Genomic DNA, 17,448 nt, shown 5'->3' on the forward strand with positions numbered 1-17,448 from the left:
AGATTCTTGCGACACAGTCAAGATAAGCGAACAAGTTATTAAGACCGTTAAAAACCACGTTCGCGTCCAAATGAGAATAACAAGGACGATACATGAAAAAACAACCGCGACTTTGTATAACAATTTGCTGCGCATAAGCCTACATATCCACCATACTACCAGGAACCTGCGGCCTAATAAGCCCTGTATGCTGCGTTCCGGGAGCTAAGTCGCAGTCAATAATTATTCCATTCGGATAATCTGATGCTAAACGGCCTAGCCCCACAGAGGCTAAAGCACTTGCCGCAGCTGTTATGGCCGCAACAGGCGTAGCGGCAGGAAGGGCTGCAGAAAAAGTTGCAATTATAGATGCCAAATCTGCACCATCAGAGATACCCTTTAACATCTCATTAGATATATAGATATCACAACCGCTCCAAAAAAAATCCACGTTCGTCGTTCCCCCTTCCGGAATTTCCACACCCCCTCCTTTTGTCATTCCTAACAAGATCGGAGCATTCGGATCAATGAATCGAACTACATTAGGCGAAACCTCAACAGGAATTAAACCATCCGATTGAGCCTCGGCTAAATTTCGATTCTGGGCGTCCATACAAGTTTTGAAGTGATCGAATAACCTGTCGGAAATCCCGACTTCACTCCCCGACCGAAGATTCATTTCAAATTTACCTTTAGAAAAAATCACTTTTTTGTCAATCCGCGCCTGCGCTTCATGATAAACCGACATTTGAGTTTCGGACATCTGCCCATTTACAACCGCAAGATCAAGATCAAGAAATCTTTCCAAGATATGAATATAAAACAAAACGTTCGATTTTCAAAACAAATTCATTAAAAAGTCAGAAAATCCGACCGCGTAACGAACGAAGCTAGTTTTTAACTTTTGAAATACCGATCCTCCTACATTGATTTCAGGAAAGAATCCGACATCCGAAACACGATATGCCGGCATATTTGTTTCAGAAAGAAACGGGAGCCGTATTCCGATATCCCGACAAAAAACAAAAATAACCGGAATGAACGGGCCATTCCGGTTATCGTTAATGATTTGTCTTTTATCAGTCGGCGTCCACGATAGCCACACGATTCAACGGAATTTCCGGGAATTCGTTGGTACCGCCCTTCGCTACGATCTCCAACTGGGAAGCTTTCACGCCCAGACGGTCGACGAGCACTTTGTAAACGGCTTCGGCTCGCTGTTGGCTCAGGTACTGGTTGCGTTTTGCAGAACCGGTAGCGCTGTCGGCATAACCCACGATCTTGAACTTCTTGTCCGGATAAGCCTTCATGAATTTGGCTACATAACCCAGGTTCATGATCTCTTTCGCAGACAGGGTGTAGCTGCCGATATTGAAGAACGTACCCATGATCGGGCCTTCGATTTCGGGAGCCGGAGCAGGCGTCGTTTTCACTTTGTTCTTTTCGGCTGCCAGTTCGTCGGCCAGACGTTTCGCATTGGCCTGCGCATCGGCCAGATCCCCTTCCAGCGAAGCGATCTTGTTGTTATACGGAGTCAGGTCTACCGGAACCGGAACGATCGGACGGCTGAAGCCGCGACGGTTCAACTTAAAGGTCAGACCGGCCGTAATGGTCGTCATTCCTTCGCCCTTGCTGCCGCGAACGACGCCGTCGAAACGCTGGTTAACGACCATCTGCTTCACTTCGAGGTTCAGGTCTACCAGACCGCCCAGACGGATGTTGTTCAGCAAACCGTACGTGAAGGCGAACTCGTTGTTATAGGCGTGGTTTCCGAACGAACGGGCCCAACCGAAACCGACATAAGGTACGAAATTCCAGGTACGGGTTTCCTTATAACCGCCGATCGCGTTGGAGATATTCCACATTACGTCGGCGTGCAAGTTCGATACGTTGAACTTTTCACGGAACATTCCCCTCGAATCGGCAGATTCCGATGCGACCGCGTACATGGTACGGGCGTTCGTCCAGCCGTAAGCTTTCAGGCCCGAATACTGCAAACGCAGTCCCACGCTCGGAGTGACCCATTTACCGACAGCCACGTCCAGAGCCGGCGCAAGGCGCTTACCGCCGTAACTGTCATTCTCTCCTTCATAAATATTGATACCTCCGGCAACACTGATAAAAATGTTGTCGAACAAACGATTGGTCAGGTAGGGGCCTCTGCGGGTCTGGGCTTCCTGAAGTCCGACTACCTCCTGAGCAAAAGCCGGCGCACATGCGACCGTCAACGCCACTGCAATGAAAAATCTTTTCATAATCAATCTGTTTTAATAGTAAAATTTTTTTTAAAATGATTTAACCATAAAATCATCGAACTTCAAATCCATCCCCGTTATATTCCAAGGTGGCAGGCTCCAAACCTCGTCCAATGTTGTATCTTATTTTCACATACTTACTTCAAACTTTCTGCCACGTGTGCAAATTTATAAAACTTTTTTCAAAAATATCAAATTCCACCGGCTCCATCAACTGAAAGATCATTTTTTTCACTTTTTTTCGATATTAGAAAGCGAACAACAACAAACTACGTACCAATACTTTAAATGAAACAAAAAAAAATCGCATCCTCTTTTTCCGGACAATCGCAAAATAAAACGGAATATTTCTTTGGCACATAACGAATAATTACTATATTTGCGCTCGATTTGTCGCGGGGTGTAGCGCAGTCCGGTTAGCGCGCCAGCTTCGGGAGTTGGAGGTCCCGGGTTCGAATCCCGGTACCCCGACAATGAAAGAGAAGCACTTACGTATTGCGTAAGTGCTTCTCTTTTTATCATACCCGGCGAAAAACGCTTCGACCGCCCCGGTCATTCTGACATGCCGGCCTGTCACGGACATTCCGACAGTTCGGGATGCTAACCGGAAATCCGGCCGTAAAGAAATCGCAAATACCATTTACCGAGCCGTCCGCAACATTCCGAACGATGCAAACCACGACAAATGGAACTCCCCGGAAAACCTCCGGAGCGAACGCCCGGTTTCATCGGACTGAAGAAATGAAAAAACGCCGCAGAAAGATTACAGCGGCCGGCGGTTATGCAGCGCATGGGCAATGGTCAGGTCGTCGGCATAATCCAACTCGTCCCCGAACCCGATCCCGCGAGCGATCGAAGTCAGACGGACTCCTTCGCACGCTTGCAGCCGTCTCGATATATAGAAAGAAGTGGTCTCTCCTTCGACCGTCGTACTCAGTGCAAGGATCACCTCCCTGACATCCCCGCTCGCCAGATGGTCGAGCAGCAGGTCGATCTTCAGGTCGGACGGACCGATCCCCTGCATCGGCGAAATGACGCCCCCCAAAACGTGATACAGACCGTTATACTGCCGCGTATTTTCGATCGAAAGCACGTCTTTGACCTGTTCGACCACACAGACCGTCGACCGGTCGCGCGTCGCATCGGAGCATATTTCGCAGACATCGCCGTCGGAGAGGTTGTTGCATCGGGAACAATAGCGGATATCGGAACGGAAACGGGCCATCGCCTGCGTCATCAACATCACGTCATGCTCTTCCATCCGCAGCATGTGCATCGCCAGGCGCATCGCGGTACGCCGGCCTACGCCCGGCAACCGCGACAGCTCGCTCACCACGTCGTCCAGTAATTTCGACATCTCCCCGCTAATCGATCATTTCGATGGCCGAAACCTGAACCCAGCCCTTGTTACCGTCGGCGATACGTATTTCACGCCAGTCGCCCAGCGAATCGCCGACCGCCACCTTCGTTCCCTCGTGCAATACGAAAATATCCTTGCTCTGCGGATCGGGCGAACTCTTGACCGGAGCCGCCGTACTCATCACGATCGCCTCTGCGGGATGGATGCGCTGGCTGCGCCCGACGGCCGCATAAACGACCGCCAGCGCGAACGCCGCGACGGAAACCAAAGCCCCGTAGAACCCGGCCTTCTGCAGCGCGACGCGGCGCAGCAGCAGGTAAGCGCCGAGTCCGACGAGCGTCAGCGCGAAAAAGAGCAGGCTCAGTGCCGCCCACGCGTTACTGCTCAGGCTGTTCCCCAATCCGATCAGCCAACGCTTCGCGAAAAAAACGGGAACCGCATCGATCTTGTCCTGCACATAAGCGTTGGCGATCGACAGGTTGTAACGGATATCGTCGTCGGAAGGCGCGAGTTTCAGCGCCCGGTTATAGTTCAGGATCGCCTTGCCGTTCATACCGCGTTTGAAATAGGCGTTCCCGAGATTCAGGTAAAGCCGGTCGCTTTCGAGTCCCGAATCGAGCAGCTTTTCATAACCGTCGATGGCGGCTACGTAATCGGCATTGATATACGCCGTATTGGCATCGTCCCAGATTTTATCGGCATCCGCCTGCGCGACAACCGTGCCGCAACACAGCGCAACCAGCGGAAATACGATCAGAATGATCTTTTTCATCTTATGCATGTTACTTTTTAATTACCGATTCCAATTTGGAAAGAATCCCCGCCGCAGAGCCGTAAAGTTCGCTCATCCGCCCCGAGGACGACGGCGAATACTGCGCATACTCGCAGTGGGTGATCGTATCGATAAACTGCCCGGTCAATTCGGCCGAAACGTTGCGCTTGAGCAATTCCTCGCGGATATTGTCTTTCGTCAGGTTGGCGACCGGAATGTTCAGCTTATCGCTCATGTAACCCCACAACGCCTTCAGCATCTCTTCGTAAAACGCTTTTTCACTCCCTGCGTTCATGTGCTGGAAGGCGGCCCGCAAACGCTGCAACGCCACTTTGTTCGCTTTCCGGTTACGCACCAGCACGGTATTCTGCATCTCGCTCAGGCGTTTTTTCAGATAAAGATATCCTCCGGCGAAAACGAGCAGGATCAGCGCCAGCGCCGCAAAATAGGCCGTACTGCCGAACAGTAGGTTCCCGCGCCGCGTCAAACACGGATCGCCGATACGGATGAAACGGATATCCTTGTCCAGAATCTTCAGATCCTCCTTATTGATTCCGCTGACGATCCCCGACACCCCGCCTCCGCCGGTCGAATCGGGACGCACCTCGATGTTGAACGACGAAGTATTCAGCGTCACATACTTGGCCGCATCCGGATCGAAATAACTGAATTCCACCGGATTGATCGTATAGCTACCCTCTGCGCGCGGGATGAACGGGTATTCGAACTGGCGGTAACCGGTAATCCCGTTCGCATTGTGCGCGAGGCTCTCGGTCGTCTTCTTGTTGTATTGCTCGAACGACGTAGGCATTTCGACCGTCGGAGCCTGGATCAGCGGCAAGTTGCCGCTGCCGGATATCTTCAGGGTAAAATTGTCGGACGCATTGGCCGACATCGTTTTCTTGTCGATCCCACCGCTCATCTGGAACTGTCCGACCGCTCCGTTGAACGAAGCGGGAGCCCCCGCGGGGAAATCCTTGACCGTAATCGCTACCGGCGCGGTCGACAGGTTTTTCCGCACCTCCTGCACCGTTTGCCCGCCTCCGAAAAAGTCGTCGAACAACGACTGCCCGCGCGGCGAGGTCTGCATAACGATCTGCGCGACGGCATTCAGGCTGAACTGCTCGATGTGCAACTGCCCGGCCTGCTGCGGATAGAGCAGCACTTCCCGGATAATCTTGGCGTCGTACACTTTCCCGTTCAACGTCTCCCGCTGCCAGCCGTATCCCTGCACATCGAGATCCTGTACCCAGAAACCGTTGAATGCCGGATACTTAACATTATCCAGCCCTCCCAACTGCACCCGCGTATAAATTTTGAATGTGGCCCGGATCGGCTGTCCTTTGAATACGTTGTTGCGATTGACCGCAACCCGCACCAGCAAATCGTCGGCCCCCAGCTTCGCCGACCGCGCCTCCCCCGCCTGCTTTTCGCCTCCGGCGGCGCCCGGCCGGGCCGAAGCTTCGTCGGCGATCACCTCGATCGTCAACGGCTGCGTCCCGTAGCTCTTCCCGTCCACCCTGACCGACGCCGCCGAAATCGAAGCCTTGCCGACCGACGAAGCCTGAATGACATAAGTGTAGGTAAAAGACGAAGTCTTGGTCACGTTGCCGTTGACGATCGACACCGAAGTGCCTTCCGACAGGGTCGGCCCGGCCACCACGTCGAATCCGTCGAACGTCGGCGGCACGAACTCCTCGGGCTTGGCATTGAGCGAAAACTCGATGCGGAAAGCCTCCCCGACGGCCACGACGGCCGGCGCATTCGCCTCGAACTCGACTTTCTGAGCAAAAGCGGCCACCGAAACGAACAGGAAAGCCGCCGCCCAAAACAGATGCTTCATCAAACGTAACATATTGCTATCGGATCAATTTAACCGCAAAAATAACTGTTTTTAATCAAAACCCGCAACGGGTACTGACATTCTTGTCCCGGCCGTGTTTTAGAAACGCGTCCGAATCCCGCTTTAGTATCCGGCATTCATAGAAACAGACCTTCGCGAACGCCGTTTTATCCTTAATCTTACGTAACTTTGAAACTCAAAAACTCCAACTTATGAAATATTTATGCTTTATTTTCCTGATCGCGGGCTTTTCGATCGCCTGCACCGGATCGGGAAACAGGAACTCCCGGACGACCCCGTCCGGTCCAATCGCCGTAGTAATCGATACGATAACCGACGCAACCGATAGCGATAGGATCGCCCCGGGTACGCTAACCGACCTAAGGAATCCGGCCTACATGCGGGCCGTAGCCGATACAATTCGCCTTCAATTGGGCGGCGCCCTATACGATGCGGCCGACCCGGCCGATTCGATTACCGTTCTCGAAACCTATTACGATCAGGATTCCGTCTACGGGTTATCCCGGACTTACGTCTACATCAACCACAACCGGGAGGCCCCTGCCTACAGGTGGTTCGAACCCGACTCGCTGCAAAAAAGATTCGATTCGTACCGTGAAGATATGATTCGGGACGGTTCCGCCGCGCTGTTCGACGAAGCGCTTCAGCGCGGACGCGACACACTGATCATCCGATTGGACTCGACCATCGAACGATACCGGGGATACTGGGTGTGCGTCTATAAATACCCCGGCAGGGAAGACTACTACCTGGATGACAACCGTACATGGAAATTCGTCTATTGTCTCTCGGACTCAACCTTTTCGTTTTTAAATATGGACGGCCCCGAACCGGATCTGATCACCTCTTTCCAATCCGATTCCGCCGGTAACTTCACGATCGGATTTCCGGGTCGGGAAGCGGATTTCAGCCTTATCGACCCGGAACGCGGTTTATACAGAGAAACGATCAAGGGGAAATTCCGGAGTTACATGATTCCCGCATCCAACGTCCGCAAGTTCGACATCATCCGATACGCCGATACGGACGGAGGCATGATCTCCTGGTTCGAACGGGTAGAAGAAGAATAAATGCAATCAAACGGCAGACGCTATACAAGCGGCGCCGTCTCTTTCGGGAGACGGCGCCGCTTTTCATTTACACGGTGCGCGGCAATCAATGTCCGCTCCCGCAGCCGTCTTTCTTGAACTCGGCAAAAAAGTCGTTGCCTTTGTCGTCGACAATGATGAACGCCGGGAAATTCTCGACATAGATTTTGCGGACGGCTTCCATTCCCAGTTCCGGGAAATCGACCACCTCGACGCTCTTGATGCTGTTCTTCGCCAACACGGCGGCCGGGCCGCCGATCGAACCGAGGTAGAACCCGCCGTGCTTCTTGCAGGCGTCCGTCACGGCCTGCGTGCGGTTTCCCTTGGCCACCATCACCAGCGATCCGCCGCGATCCTGGAACAGGTCGACGTACGGGTCCATACGGCCTGCGGTCGTCGGGCCGAAGCTGCCCGAAGCCATTCCCTGCGGCGTCTTAGCCGGGCCGGCGTAATAAATCGGATGTTTCTTGAAATACTCGGGCATCGGCTTGCCTTCGTCGAGCATTTGTTTGATGCGGGCATGGGCGATGTCGCGGGCCACGATCAGCGTGCCTTTGAGGTTCAGGCGCGTTTTAACCGGGTATTTGGACAGGATTTCGCGCACTTTATCCATGCCCTCGTCGAGGTCGATCTCAACGGCGGGTTTCATGCCGGGAGCCGTCTTCGGCAGGAAACGAGCCGGATTCTTCTCAAGTTGTTCGAGGAAAATCCCCTCTTCGGTGATCTTCGCCTTGATGTTCCGGTCGGCGCTGCAACTCACGCCGATGCCTACCGGACACGATGCCGCATGGCGCGGCAGGCGGATCACCCGCACGTCGTGTACGAGGTATTTACCGCCGAACTGAGCGCCCACGCCGCTCTCGCGGCAGATTTTCAGCACCTTTTCTTCCCATTTCAGGTCGCGGAACGCGCGCCCCCCTTCGTTGCCCGAAGTGGGCAGGTGGTCCAGGTAACCGGCCGACGCTTTCTTGACGGTCGCCAGGTTCGCTTCGGCCGACGTACCGCCGATCACCAGCGCGAGGTGGTACGGCGGACAGGCCGACGTACCGAGGTCCATAATGTGCGTCCGAATGAATTTGGTCAGCGACTCCTCGTTCAGCAGCGCCTTGGTCTGCTGGTACAGGAACGTCTTATTCGCCGATCCGCCTCCCTTGGTGATGAACAGGAAGCTGTATTTGTTGCCCTGCGTCGCGTACAGGTCGATCTGCGCCGGCAGGTTCGTCCCCGAATTTTTCTCTTCGGTCATCGTGAACGGCACCACCTGCGAATAGCGCAGGTTGCGGTCGCGATACGTTTCGTAAACGCCTTTCGACAAGGCTTCGGCATCGTTCGCGCCCGTATATACGTCCTCGCCTTTCTTCCCGATCACGATCGCCGTGCCGGTATCCTGGCAGGTAGGCAATTCGCCCTCGGCCGACACCGCCTGATTCAGCAACATCGTATAAGCGACGAATTTATCGTTATCGGTGGCCTCCGGATCGTTCAGGATATCGGCCAGTTTCTGCAGGTGCGAAGCCCTGAGGTAGAACGATACGTCGGCGAACGCCTCGCGCGAAAGCAGTTCCAGTCCTTTCGGGTCGATCTTCAGGATTTTGCGGCCGTCGCATTCGACCGTCTTGACATAATCTTTGGTGAGCAGGCGATACTCGGTGGTATCCTCCGAAATCGGAAAAGGCTCCTGATAAATAAATTCTGACATAGCGCTATCTGCGGTTTAAATTAATTTCAATTTTACAAAGGTAAAAAGAAACTCTGAAAAACGGATCGCCGCCGCCGGGAATCTTCTCAGTAAATTTCACCGGATAAAAAGTCCGCCCTCCTTGGAAATACCACAAAAAGTCTTTAATTTTGAATATACAGTCTATAATCGCAACCTTTTAAAACTCGCCGCCATGAAACGTTTACAACTGATCGCCCTGGCAATGATTGCCGGCAGCATTTCCTGCACGCTCCGGGCCTCCGACACCTCCCGCTCCCTGTCGACCCTGCATCTGAAAATCATCAACACGGGAACGAATCCGACCGGCGTCCTTACCGTCGATTTCCACGACCCGACCTGCTACCGGGACCCGCTCAATGCGCTTTATTCGCCCTGCACGGACGGCAAACAAGCCTTTTTCATAGACAGCGACACAAGCTTCACCCTGAAACGGGAAATGCCGTGGCGCCAAGACATCCGCATCGGCGTCGGCGCCCGGATGGACACCCACCACGCCGTCCTGCTCTCCGCCCCGGGGGATTCGGCATCGCTGACGCTGGATTTCGGCAAAATCTGCGGCAACGACGACACGGGATTCGTCTTCGGCGGCAAACAGGGTTCGCTGAACGCCCAGATCAACGCGTGCGAAAAATACCTGTCGCAACTGTCGGAAACGATCCGGTTCCCCCGGGATTCGTCCGCCTACGGGCTGTATCCGGAAAAAACGGCGCAAATGCAAGATTCGCTGGCCCGTTACAGCGCGCGCGCCAAATTATCCAAAGCAGCGAAAGAGTGGGCCCGGCAAAGCATTCCGGCGCGGGTGTATATCCAGCTCCGAGAGACGCTGGGCTTCTACCAAATAGATTTTCCCTTTCTGTCCCAGATCGCTTCGAACGATCTGCAAAGCCTGACTTTTTCCGGCGCTCAGGCTTTTCTGACGGATTACGCGCAACGCGGTTTCGGCCTCTTTTCGGACCGTCCCGAAAACAAGGCGCTCACCCCGTGGGAGCGGATCGCGCGCTTCGCCGGCACGCAACCCGCTTCTCCGCGCCGGGACTTTATGACTTTCCAACTGGTAGCCCAAACGCTGCAGGAACAAGGCGCCCCGGACATACCCGATACGGAACCCGCTTCCTTTTTCGAATCGCCCTATTTTTCCGACCGGACGGTACGGGCAGTACGGGCGGAACGGGAGCGAACGGACATCCGGTTCCCGGAAACGCCCCTGAAAGAGATCTGCTATTTCGATAAACAGGGCGGCACGGTCGACACCGTCTCAGGAAAAGACATTTTCGGCCTGCTTCGCTCCCGGTATGCCGGGAAAGTAGTCTACATCGACGTCTGGGGCACGTGGTGTTCTCCCTGCATCGCCCAGATGTCAAGTCTGGCCGAACTGCAGGAAAAGTACGAGGGCAAAGACGTCGTATTCGTTACCCTGGCGGTATGGTCGCCCCGGGAGAGGTGGGTCGAAATGGTCGGCGAGGGTAAAATCCCCGGCGAATGTTTCCTGTTCGACTTCGCTTCGGCGACTGTCTTCAGTACGGTTTGCGACTTTTATATGTTCCCGTCCCACCTGCTGATGGACCGCAGCGGCAGGATCGTCACCCGCTATGCCCCGGTCGGGATTTCCAGCGCCGGCGCGGCGATCGACCGCCTGCTGAAAGACAATTAAACGGCAAAAACCATAAAAAACGGCGGACAGCATTGGGATTTCCCTGTTTTTTATTACCTTTGCGGCACATTTTCACAAAACAAATTAAATCAAATCGTTATGAATCATTACGAAACCGTTTTCATTGCCACGCCGGTGCTGTCTGACGTTCAGACCAAAGAGGTGTTCGGCAAATTCCAGGGTGTCATCACCGAGAACGGCGGTCGGATCGTAAGCGGCGAAGAGTGGGGACTCAAGAAACTCGCCTACCCGATCCAGAAAAAGACCACCGGCTTTTACTTCCTGATCGAGTTCGAAGCGGAAGGCGACATCGTCGACATCCTCGAAACTCAGTATCGCCGCGACGAACGCGTGATCCGTTTCCTGACTTTCAAAATGGATAAATACGCCGTTGAGTACGCAGAAAAACGCAGAAACAAATACAAATCAAAACAGGAATAACAAGTCATGGCACAGAATCAATCCGAAATCAGATACCTGAACCCTCCTACCGTAGAGGTCAAAAAGAAAAAATACTGCCGTTTCAAAAAATCCGGCATCAAATACGTCGATTACAAAGACGCCGAATTCCTGAAAAAGTTCCTCAACGAACAGGGCAAAATCCTGCCCCGCCGCCTGACCGGAACTTCGCAGAAATTCCAGAAAAAGGTAGCCACCGCCGTAAAGCGTGCACGCCACCTGGCTCTGCTGCCTTTCGTTACCGATATGTTTAAATAATCTAAAACCGGAGGAAATATCATGCAAGTAATTCTTATCAAAGACGTCGAGAACTTGGGTTATGCCAACGACATCGTGGAAGTTCGCCCCGGTTACGCCAATAATTACCTGATCCCGCAGGGATACGCCAAAAGCGCGACGGCTTCCGCCCGCAAGGTGTTGGCCGAAAATCTGAAACAGCAGGCGCACAAAGAGGCCAAGCTGATCGCCGACGCCGAAGCGCTGGCAGCCAAGCTGGCAGAGATCGCGTTGACCATCACCGCCAAAGCCGAGGAAGGACGCATTTTCGGTTCGGTAACCGCAGCGAACGTGGCCGAGGCCCTGAACGAAAAAGGGATCGCCGTAGACCGCAAGAGCATCAGCGTAGACCCCGTGAAGACGATCGGCGCTTACGAAGCCGCCGTGAAGCTTTACAAAGGCATCAGCGCAACCGTTAAATTCGAAGTGGTAGCCGAAGCTTAATTATCCGGCTCTTTATCTCCGAATTGCATGTGAAATGCAGGAAGAAACAACGCCTAAAAGGCGGCATTTAATAAATGCCGCCTTTTGTGCTTTGATATAAGTAGGTAATAATTATCTTTATTCATCTTCTATATCATCCATCAACAAATGACCCGACATCATTGCGCCGCCGCCGTTAACCGCCAAAAATAAACCGTCATGAAAAAAGTGCCGATACAAACAGGGATATGGGTATTTATTATCTTAGCTCTCTATCTATATATTGGAAATCCCCTTGAGAAAAATTATAATTTGGCATTGATAGCGCTTGTCGTATCGGTTATATCGTTGGTTATATCTTTAGTGTTGCATAAGTATAAAAGAAAATATGAGACGATCGGACGTTTGTGTGTCCTAGCTCTGTTTTGCGTCGCGTATTTCTTCTTATAAACAAACAACAGGTTAAAGTCACTTTTTATCTTTATGCCGCGAAGGAAATTATGCCGTTCCCATCGCAGCGTAGTTCGCGTAAAACCGAACGATCGTTTCGATTCCCCGGTAGAAATTGGCCAGCGGATAACTTTCGTTCGGCGAGTGGATCGCATCCTCGTCCAGTCCGAATCCCATCAGGATGGACTTTACGCCGAGTTCCTTTTCGAAAACGCTGATTACAGGGATGCTGCCGCCCGAATAGAACGGAACCGGCTTGCGGCCGAAAGTCTGCTCGAACGCCGCCGAAGCAGCCCGGTAAGCCGGCAGATCGGTCGGCGACACGTACGGAGCGCCGCCGTGCAGCACTTTGACCCGCACTTTCACGCTGCGCGGGGCGATGTCCCGGAAATAAGCCGCGAACAGCTCCCCTATTTTATGAAAATCCTGGCCGGGAACCAATCGCATCGAGATCTTCGCATACGCCGAAGACGGAATCACCGTTTTGGCCCCTTCGCCGGTATAGCCCCCCCAGATGCCGTTCACGTCGAGCGACGGCCGGATCCCGGTGCGTTCCAGCGTCGTATATCCTTTTTCGCCCTGCGTTTCGAGAATACCGAGCGACTTGCAATAGGCCGCCTCGCAAAACGGCGCGGCGGCAAACTCCCGATGCTCTTGCGGAGCAAGCTCACGGATGCCGTCGTAAAAGCCGGGAATCGTAATGCGCCCTTCGGCATCGATCAGCGAAGCGATCATCCCGGAGAGCACATTGATCGGATTGGCTACCGCTCCGCCGTACAGACCGGAATGCAGGTCGCGGTTCGGCCCCGTCACTTCGACCTCAACGTAACACAGACCGCGCAGGCCGCAGGTGATCGACGGCACCTTCCACGACAGCAAGCTGGTATCCGAAACCAAAATGATGTCGGCTCTCAACAACTCCCGGTGCAGGCCGCACCATCGGGCGATGCTGCCCGAACCGATCTCCTCTTCGCCTTCGATCATAAATTTCACATTGCACGCGAGCGTGCCGGTCTGCAACATGGTTTCCAGCGCCTTGACATGCATATAAAGTTGTCCCTTGTCGTCGTCGGCGCCGCGCGCCCGGATCCGGCCGTCGCGGACGACCGGTTCGAACGGATCGGTCTCCCACCGGTCGGGCGGATCGACCGGCATCACGTCGTAATGGCCGTAGACCAGCACGGTCTTAGCCGCCGGATCGACGATTTTCTCGGCGTAAACGATCGGATTTCCTTCAGTGGGCATCACTTCGGCGCGGTCGGCTCCGGAACGCACCAGCAATCCGGCCAACAATTCGGCACAACGCACCACGTCGGGCGCATGCACGCTCTGCGCACTGACGGACGGAATCCGCAACAGTTCGAACAGCTCCCCGACGAAACGCTCCTTGTGTTCGTCGATATACGCTTTCGCTTTATCCATAAGTCTGCATTTAAGAGGTCGGGATAAAGATAAAAAATATCGGGGACAATCCGCAACGGTTTCCGAAAATAGGAACGGGGGTCTACAGATGGCAGATCGCCACCAGCGACAGCACCGAAATCGCGACCCACAACGTGACGCCGAGCAACAACGGTTTGAAACCGACCTCGCGGATTTTCGAAACCGAAAGCCCTGCGCCGATCAGGAACAGCGTCACGACCAGCGCGGCCTTCGACACGATCACAACGGCCGTATTGAAATCGTCGACGAACGGCAGGTAGCTATTGGCCAACATCGCCAGGATAAAGAACCCGATGAACCACGGAATCGAGATCTTCTTCCCCTTGCTGCGGAACAGCAGGGCGGACAGCAGCGATACCGGAATGATCCACAGAGCGCGGGCCAGTTTCACGGTCGTGGCCACTTCGAGCGCTTCGCTGCCGTAGGCGGACGCCGCGCCGACCACCGAACTGGTATCGTGAATGGCGATGGCGCTCCACATTCCGAACTGGTGCTGCGTCAACCCCAGCAGATGTCCGATCGCCGGGAACAGGATCAACGCCACCGAATTGAGCAGGAACACTACGCCGAGCGACACCGAAATTTCCTTCTCCGAAGCGTCCACGGCAGGAGCCACCGCCGCAATCGCGCTGCCGCCGCAGATAGCCGTCCCGGAAGCTACCAGGTGCGACGATTTGCGCGGCATCCGCAGCCAGCGGCCGACGAAATAACCGAGCGTTAACAGCAACGCGATCGAAACGACCGTCAGTTCGAGCCCTTCGCGACCGACTTGCAACGCGCTGTGGACGTTCATGCCGAAGCCGAGCCCCACGACCGAAACTTTCAGCAGCAGTCCGGTGGCCTTATGGTTCAGTTTGGCGAAAGGATGCCCCCAAAACAAGGAGAATAAAAAACCGCCGACCAGAGCGATCGGAGCGGATACGTACGGAGTCGCGCAAAGGGCGATACAAAGAATAAAACAGGCTTTCAGAACAGCGGTTTTTCGGGCGGATCGTGTTTGCATACGTCGTTTCATCTTTTGAATTACGCCGCAAAAATAGACCGCCGATCCGTTCAAAGCCAATCACGAAAAGTGCTCTCCTATAACTTTTGGTTATAATAATTGATACAGAACTGTTTGAACAACTCGCAAAGGCGGCTATTGCGGCCGTGCCGCATCACGAAACTGAAACGGCGCACCACCGACAGGTCGGCGATCTCGATCACCCGCAGCAGGTTGTGCCGCAATTCCTCGAACACGGCCTGCACCGAAACGAAGGCGACGGCATCCGACCCGTAGAGGTAGTGCTTGATGCTCTCGGTACTGTCCAACTGCATCTCGACCGGCAGCGTCCGCAACGAAATTCCGCGCGAAGCGAGCGCCCGTTCGACGACGTCGAGCGTCCCCGATCCCGTTTCGCGGATCACCAGCGGCAGTTTCTTCAGATCGGCGGCCGCAATCTCCTCCTGCCGCAGCGAACGGTTCGACGAAGCGGTCACGAGCACCAGCTCGTCCTCCATAAACGTCTCGTAATGCAGTTGCGGATTTCCGGCATTGCCCTCGATCACCCCGAAATCGAGCTTTTCATCGGCCACCATCCGCTCGATCAGTTCGGTATTCCCGTTGCACAGCGTCAGGCGGACTTCCGGATAACGTTTTTTGAAACGGGACAGAATGGCCGGAAGCACGTATTGCGAAATGGTCGTACTGGCTCCGACCGCCAATTCACCGCCGAACGTCTCGCCGTCCCCGGCGAACGCGTCGTTCAGTTCGGCATACAACGCCAGCAATCGGCGGACATAGCCCAGCAGCAACTCGCCCTGCGGCGTCAGCGCGACGGCATTGCGCCGTCGGACGAAAAGCGGCACGCCGAGCTGCTTCTCCAGTTCGTTGATATGTTTAGTCACGGCCGGCTGCGTGACGAACAGCTCGTCCGCCGCACGGGTAAAGCTGAGCCTTTCGGCCACGGCCCGGAAAACTTTCAGTCGGAAATCGGTTATCATACGACGAATATAATACGCTTTGCGCACAAATCAAAACACGGCGGATCGATCGCACGAAAAGTCGCCGGAAGTATGAAATATCGACGCCTACGCCCAACGGAGCAACCGACTTATAAAAAAAACACGGCACGGTTATGGATATTTTCCGATACAGATCCGAACTACCCGGAGCCGGAACTTAATGTATGTACCGTACTCTAACCTAAAAACTACCTGTTTTGTTTCCAAATTTAGTAAGAAAAGCCCCGCTCCGGAATCCGGAACGGGGCTTTTTCGATACGGGAACGGTTCCGCCGGTCAGCCGGCGATCACCGAACGGATATCGGCGATGATCTTTTCGGCCAACGCATCGGCCGCCGCCTCGTCGCGACTCTCGCTGTAAATGCGGATGATCGGTTCGGTATTGGATTTACGCAGGTGTACCCACTCGGTCGGGAAGTCGATCTTCACGCCGTCGATATCGTTGACCTGTTCGTGCGCATATTTCGCTTTCATCCGGCGGAGCACGTCGTCCACGTCGATCTCGGGCGTCAGTTCGATTTTATTCTTCGAAATGTAATACGGCGGATAGGTGGCGCGCAGAGCCGACGCGCTCATCCCTTTGCGGGCGAGATGCGTCAGAAACAGCGCCACGCCGACCAACGCATCGCGTCCGTAATGGATTTCGGGATAGATCACCCCGCCGTTGCCCTCACCGCCGATCACCGCGCCGACCTCTTTCATCTTCGTCACGACGTTCACTTCGCCGACCGCAGCGGCGTAATACCGGCAGCCGTGCCGTTCGGTCACGTCGCGCAAAGCCCGCGACGAACTCAGGTTCGACACGGTAGCCCCTTTCGTATGCGACAGCACGTAATCGGCCACGGCGACCAGCGTATACTCCTCGCCGAACATCGTCCCGTCCTCGCACACCAGCGCCAGGCGATCGACATCCGGATCGACCACGATCCCCAGATCGGCTTTTTCGGCCGGCACGCGCGCCGAAATCTCCGTCAGATTCGCCGGAATAGGCTCCGGATTGTGCGCGAAATGCCCGTCCGGAGCGCAGTTCAGTTCCACCACCTCGACGCCCAGTTCCCGGAGCAACGCGGGGATCACCACGCCGCCGACCGAATTGACCGCATCGACGACCACTTTGAAACGGGCGGCGCGGATCGCGTCCCGGTCGACCAACTTCAGGGCGAGCACCCGGTCGATATGCGTCTTATCGTAACTTGTGCGATCGAGCACGTGTCCGATGCGATCCACGTCCGGAAACGTATAACCGTCCGATGCGGCGATAGCGAGCACCCGCTTGCCTTCGGCATCGTTCAGAAATTCGCCGCGCGCATTGAGCAACTTCAGCGCATTCCACTGTTTCGGGTTGTGGCTGGCCGTCAGAATAATCCCGCCGTCGGCCCTACGGCCCGTCACGGCCACTTCGACGGTCGGCGTCGTAGCCAGACCGATATCGATCACGTCGATACCGCAACCGCACAGCGTCCCTTCGACGATCGAAGCCGCCATTTCACCCGACAGCCGCGCGTCGCGACCGACCACGACCGTCAGTCTCTTATCACCGCTGGTCTCTTTCAGCCACTGGGCGTAGGCCGACGTAAACTTCGCCAGATCGATCGGCGTCAGGTTGTCGCCCGGCTGTCCGCCGATCGTCCCCCGTATTCCGGAAATTGATTTTATCAGTGTCATAACCTATGAAATTTAACGCAAATTAATTACTTTTATAGC

At 54.6% G+C, this 17,448-nt stretch carries 15 protein-coding genes and 1 tRNA gene; 6 read left to right on the forward strand and 10 right to left on the reverse strand.

Features of this window, described 5'->3' with window-relative positions; genetic code table 11:
* Nucleotides 1-139: 139 nt before the first annotated feature.
* A complete protein-coding gene (locus tag C1A08_RS02790; protein WP_101571224.1) occupies nucleotides 140-805 on the reverse strand; it encodes a hypothetical protein in 666 nt (221 codons plus the stop codon).
* 253 nt (nucleotides 806-1,058) lie between these two features.
* A complete protein-coding gene (locus tag C1A08_RS02795; RefSeq protein ID WP_055201862.1) occupies nucleotides 1,059-2,234 on the reverse strand; it encodes an OmpA family protein in 1,176 nt (391 codons plus the stop codon).
* Between the two features lie 396 nt (nucleotides 2,235-2,630).
* On the opposite strand from C1A08_RS02795, the gene C1A08_RS02800 reads away from it, so the two are divergent.
* Nucleotides 2,631-2,705 (forward strand) — tRNA-Pro (locus tag C1A08_RS02800).
* A gap of 292 nt (nucleotides 2,706-2,997) precedes the next feature.
* Here C1A08_RS02800 and recR read toward each other — a convergent pair.
* From recR to C1A08_RS02820, 3 genes are read right to left on the reverse strand one after another with little or no spacing between them, the layout of a single operon-like run.
* Nucleotides 2,998-3,591 carry a recombination mediator RecR gene (recR, locus tag C1A08_RS02810; RefSeq protein ID WP_101571228.1) on the reverse strand — a complete coding sequence of 198 codons (594 nt, stop codon included), beginning with the start codon at nucleotides 3,589-3,591 and terminating at the stop codon, nucleotides 2,998-3,000.
* 7 nt (nucleotides 3,592-3,598) lie between these two features.
* Nucleotides 3,599-4,366: a tetratricopeptide repeat protein gene (locus C1A08_RS02815; protein WP_101571627.1), complete on the reverse strand. Its 768-nt coding sequence runs from the start codon at nucleotides 4,364-4,366 to the stop codon at nucleotides 3,599-3,601.
* A 10-nt stretch (nucleotides 4,367-4,376) separates the two neighbouring features.
* Nucleotides 4,377-6,209 carry a BatD family protein gene (locus C1A08_RS02820; protein ID WP_101571230.1) on the reverse strand — a complete coding sequence of 611 codons (1,833 nt, stop codon included), beginning with the start codon at nucleotides 6,207-6,209 and terminating at the stop codon, nucleotides 4,377-4,379.
* Between the two features lie 212 nt (nucleotides 6,210-6,421).
* Between C1A08_RS02820 and C1A08_RS02825 the strand changes: the two genes are divergently transcribed.
* Nucleotides 6,422-7,300, forward strand: coding sequence for a hypothetical protein (locus C1A08_RS02825; RefSeq protein WP_101571233.1), 879 nt, complete (start codon nucleotides 6,422-6,424; stop codon nucleotides 7,298-7,300).
* An 85-nt stretch (nucleotides 7,301-7,385) separates the two neighbouring features.
* On the opposite strand, the gene C1A08_RS02830 is transcribed toward C1A08_RS02825, so the two are convergent.
* A complete protein-coding gene (locus C1A08_RS02830; protein WP_101571235.1) occupies nucleotides 7,386-9,017 on the reverse strand; it encodes a fumarate hydratase in 1,632 nt (543 codons plus the stop codon).
* A 193-nt stretch (nucleotides 9,018-9,210) separates the two neighbouring features.
* Between C1A08_RS02830 and C1A08_RS02835 the strand changes: the two genes are divergently transcribed.
* The 4 genes from C1A08_RS02835 (at nucleotide 9,211) to rplI (ending at nucleotide 11,868) form a co-directional block, all read left to right on the forward strand.
* Complete coding sequence (locus C1A08_RS02835) at nucleotides 9,211-10,689, forward strand: TlpA family protein disulfide reductase (RefSeq protein WP_101571238.1); 1,479 nt, start codon at nucleotides 9,211-9,213, stop codon at nucleotides 10,687-10,689.
* Nucleotides 10,690-10,788: 99 nt separating this feature from the next.
* Nucleotides 10,789-11,130: a 30S ribosomal protein S6 gene (gene rpsF, locus C1A08_RS02840; protein ID WP_055201877.1), complete on the forward strand. Its 342-nt coding sequence runs from the start codon at nucleotides 10,789-10,791 to the stop codon at nucleotides 11,128-11,130.
* A gap of 6 nt (nucleotides 11,131-11,136) precedes the next feature.
* Nucleotides 11,137-11,406: a 30S ribosomal protein S18 gene (gene rpsR / locus C1A08_RS02845; RefSeq protein WP_101571240.1), complete on the forward strand. Its 270-nt coding sequence runs from the start codon at nucleotides 11,137-11,139 to the stop codon at nucleotides 11,404-11,406.
* A 21-nt stretch (nucleotides 11,407-11,427) separates the two neighbouring features.
* Nucleotides 11,428-11,868 (forward strand): 50S ribosomal protein L9, encoded by a 441-nt coding sequence (gene rplI / locus C1A08_RS02850; RefSeq protein WP_055201881.1) that lies wholly within the window; start codon nucleotides 11,428-11,430, stop codon nucleotides 11,866-11,868.
* Nucleotides 11,869-12,345: 477 nt separating this feature from the next.
* Here rplI and C1A08_RS02860 read toward each other — a convergent pair whose 3' ends face one another.
* The 4 genes from C1A08_RS02860 to glmM all read right to left on the reverse strand — a co-directional run bounded on the left by C1A08_RS02860 (nucleotide 12,346) and on the right by glmM (nucleotide 17,409).
* A complete protein-coding gene (locus C1A08_RS02860; protein WP_101571244.1) occupies nucleotides 12,346-13,719 on the reverse strand; it encodes a dipeptidase in 1,374 nt (457 codons plus the stop codon).
* Nucleotides 13,720-13,801: 82 nt separating this feature from the next.
* On the reverse strand, nucleotides 13,802-14,743 hold the full coding sequence (locus tag C1A08_RS02865; protein WP_101571630.1) for a YeiH family protein: 942 nt from the start codon (nucleotides 14,741-14,743) through the stop codon (nucleotides 13,802-13,804).
* A 77-nt stretch (nucleotides 14,744-14,820) separates the two neighbouring features.
* A complete protein-coding gene (locus C1A08_RS02870; protein ID WP_101571246.1) occupies nucleotides 14,821-15,723 on the reverse strand; it encodes a LysR substrate-binding domain-containing protein in 903 nt (300 codons plus the stop codon).
* Between the two features lie 297 nt (nucleotides 15,724-16,020).
* Nucleotides 16,021-17,409: a phosphoglucosamine mutase gene (gene glmM / locus C1A08_RS02875; protein WP_101571249.1), complete on the reverse strand. Its 1,389-nt coding sequence runs from the start codon at nucleotides 17,407-17,409 to the stop codon at nucleotides 16,021-16,023.
* Nucleotides 17,410-17,448: the final 39 nt, after the last annotated feature.

The organism is Alistipes sp. cv1 (assembly GCF_900240235.1).
GTDB lineage: Bacteria > Bacteroidota > Bacteroidia > Bacteroidales > Rikenellaceae > Alistipes_A > Alistipes_A hominis.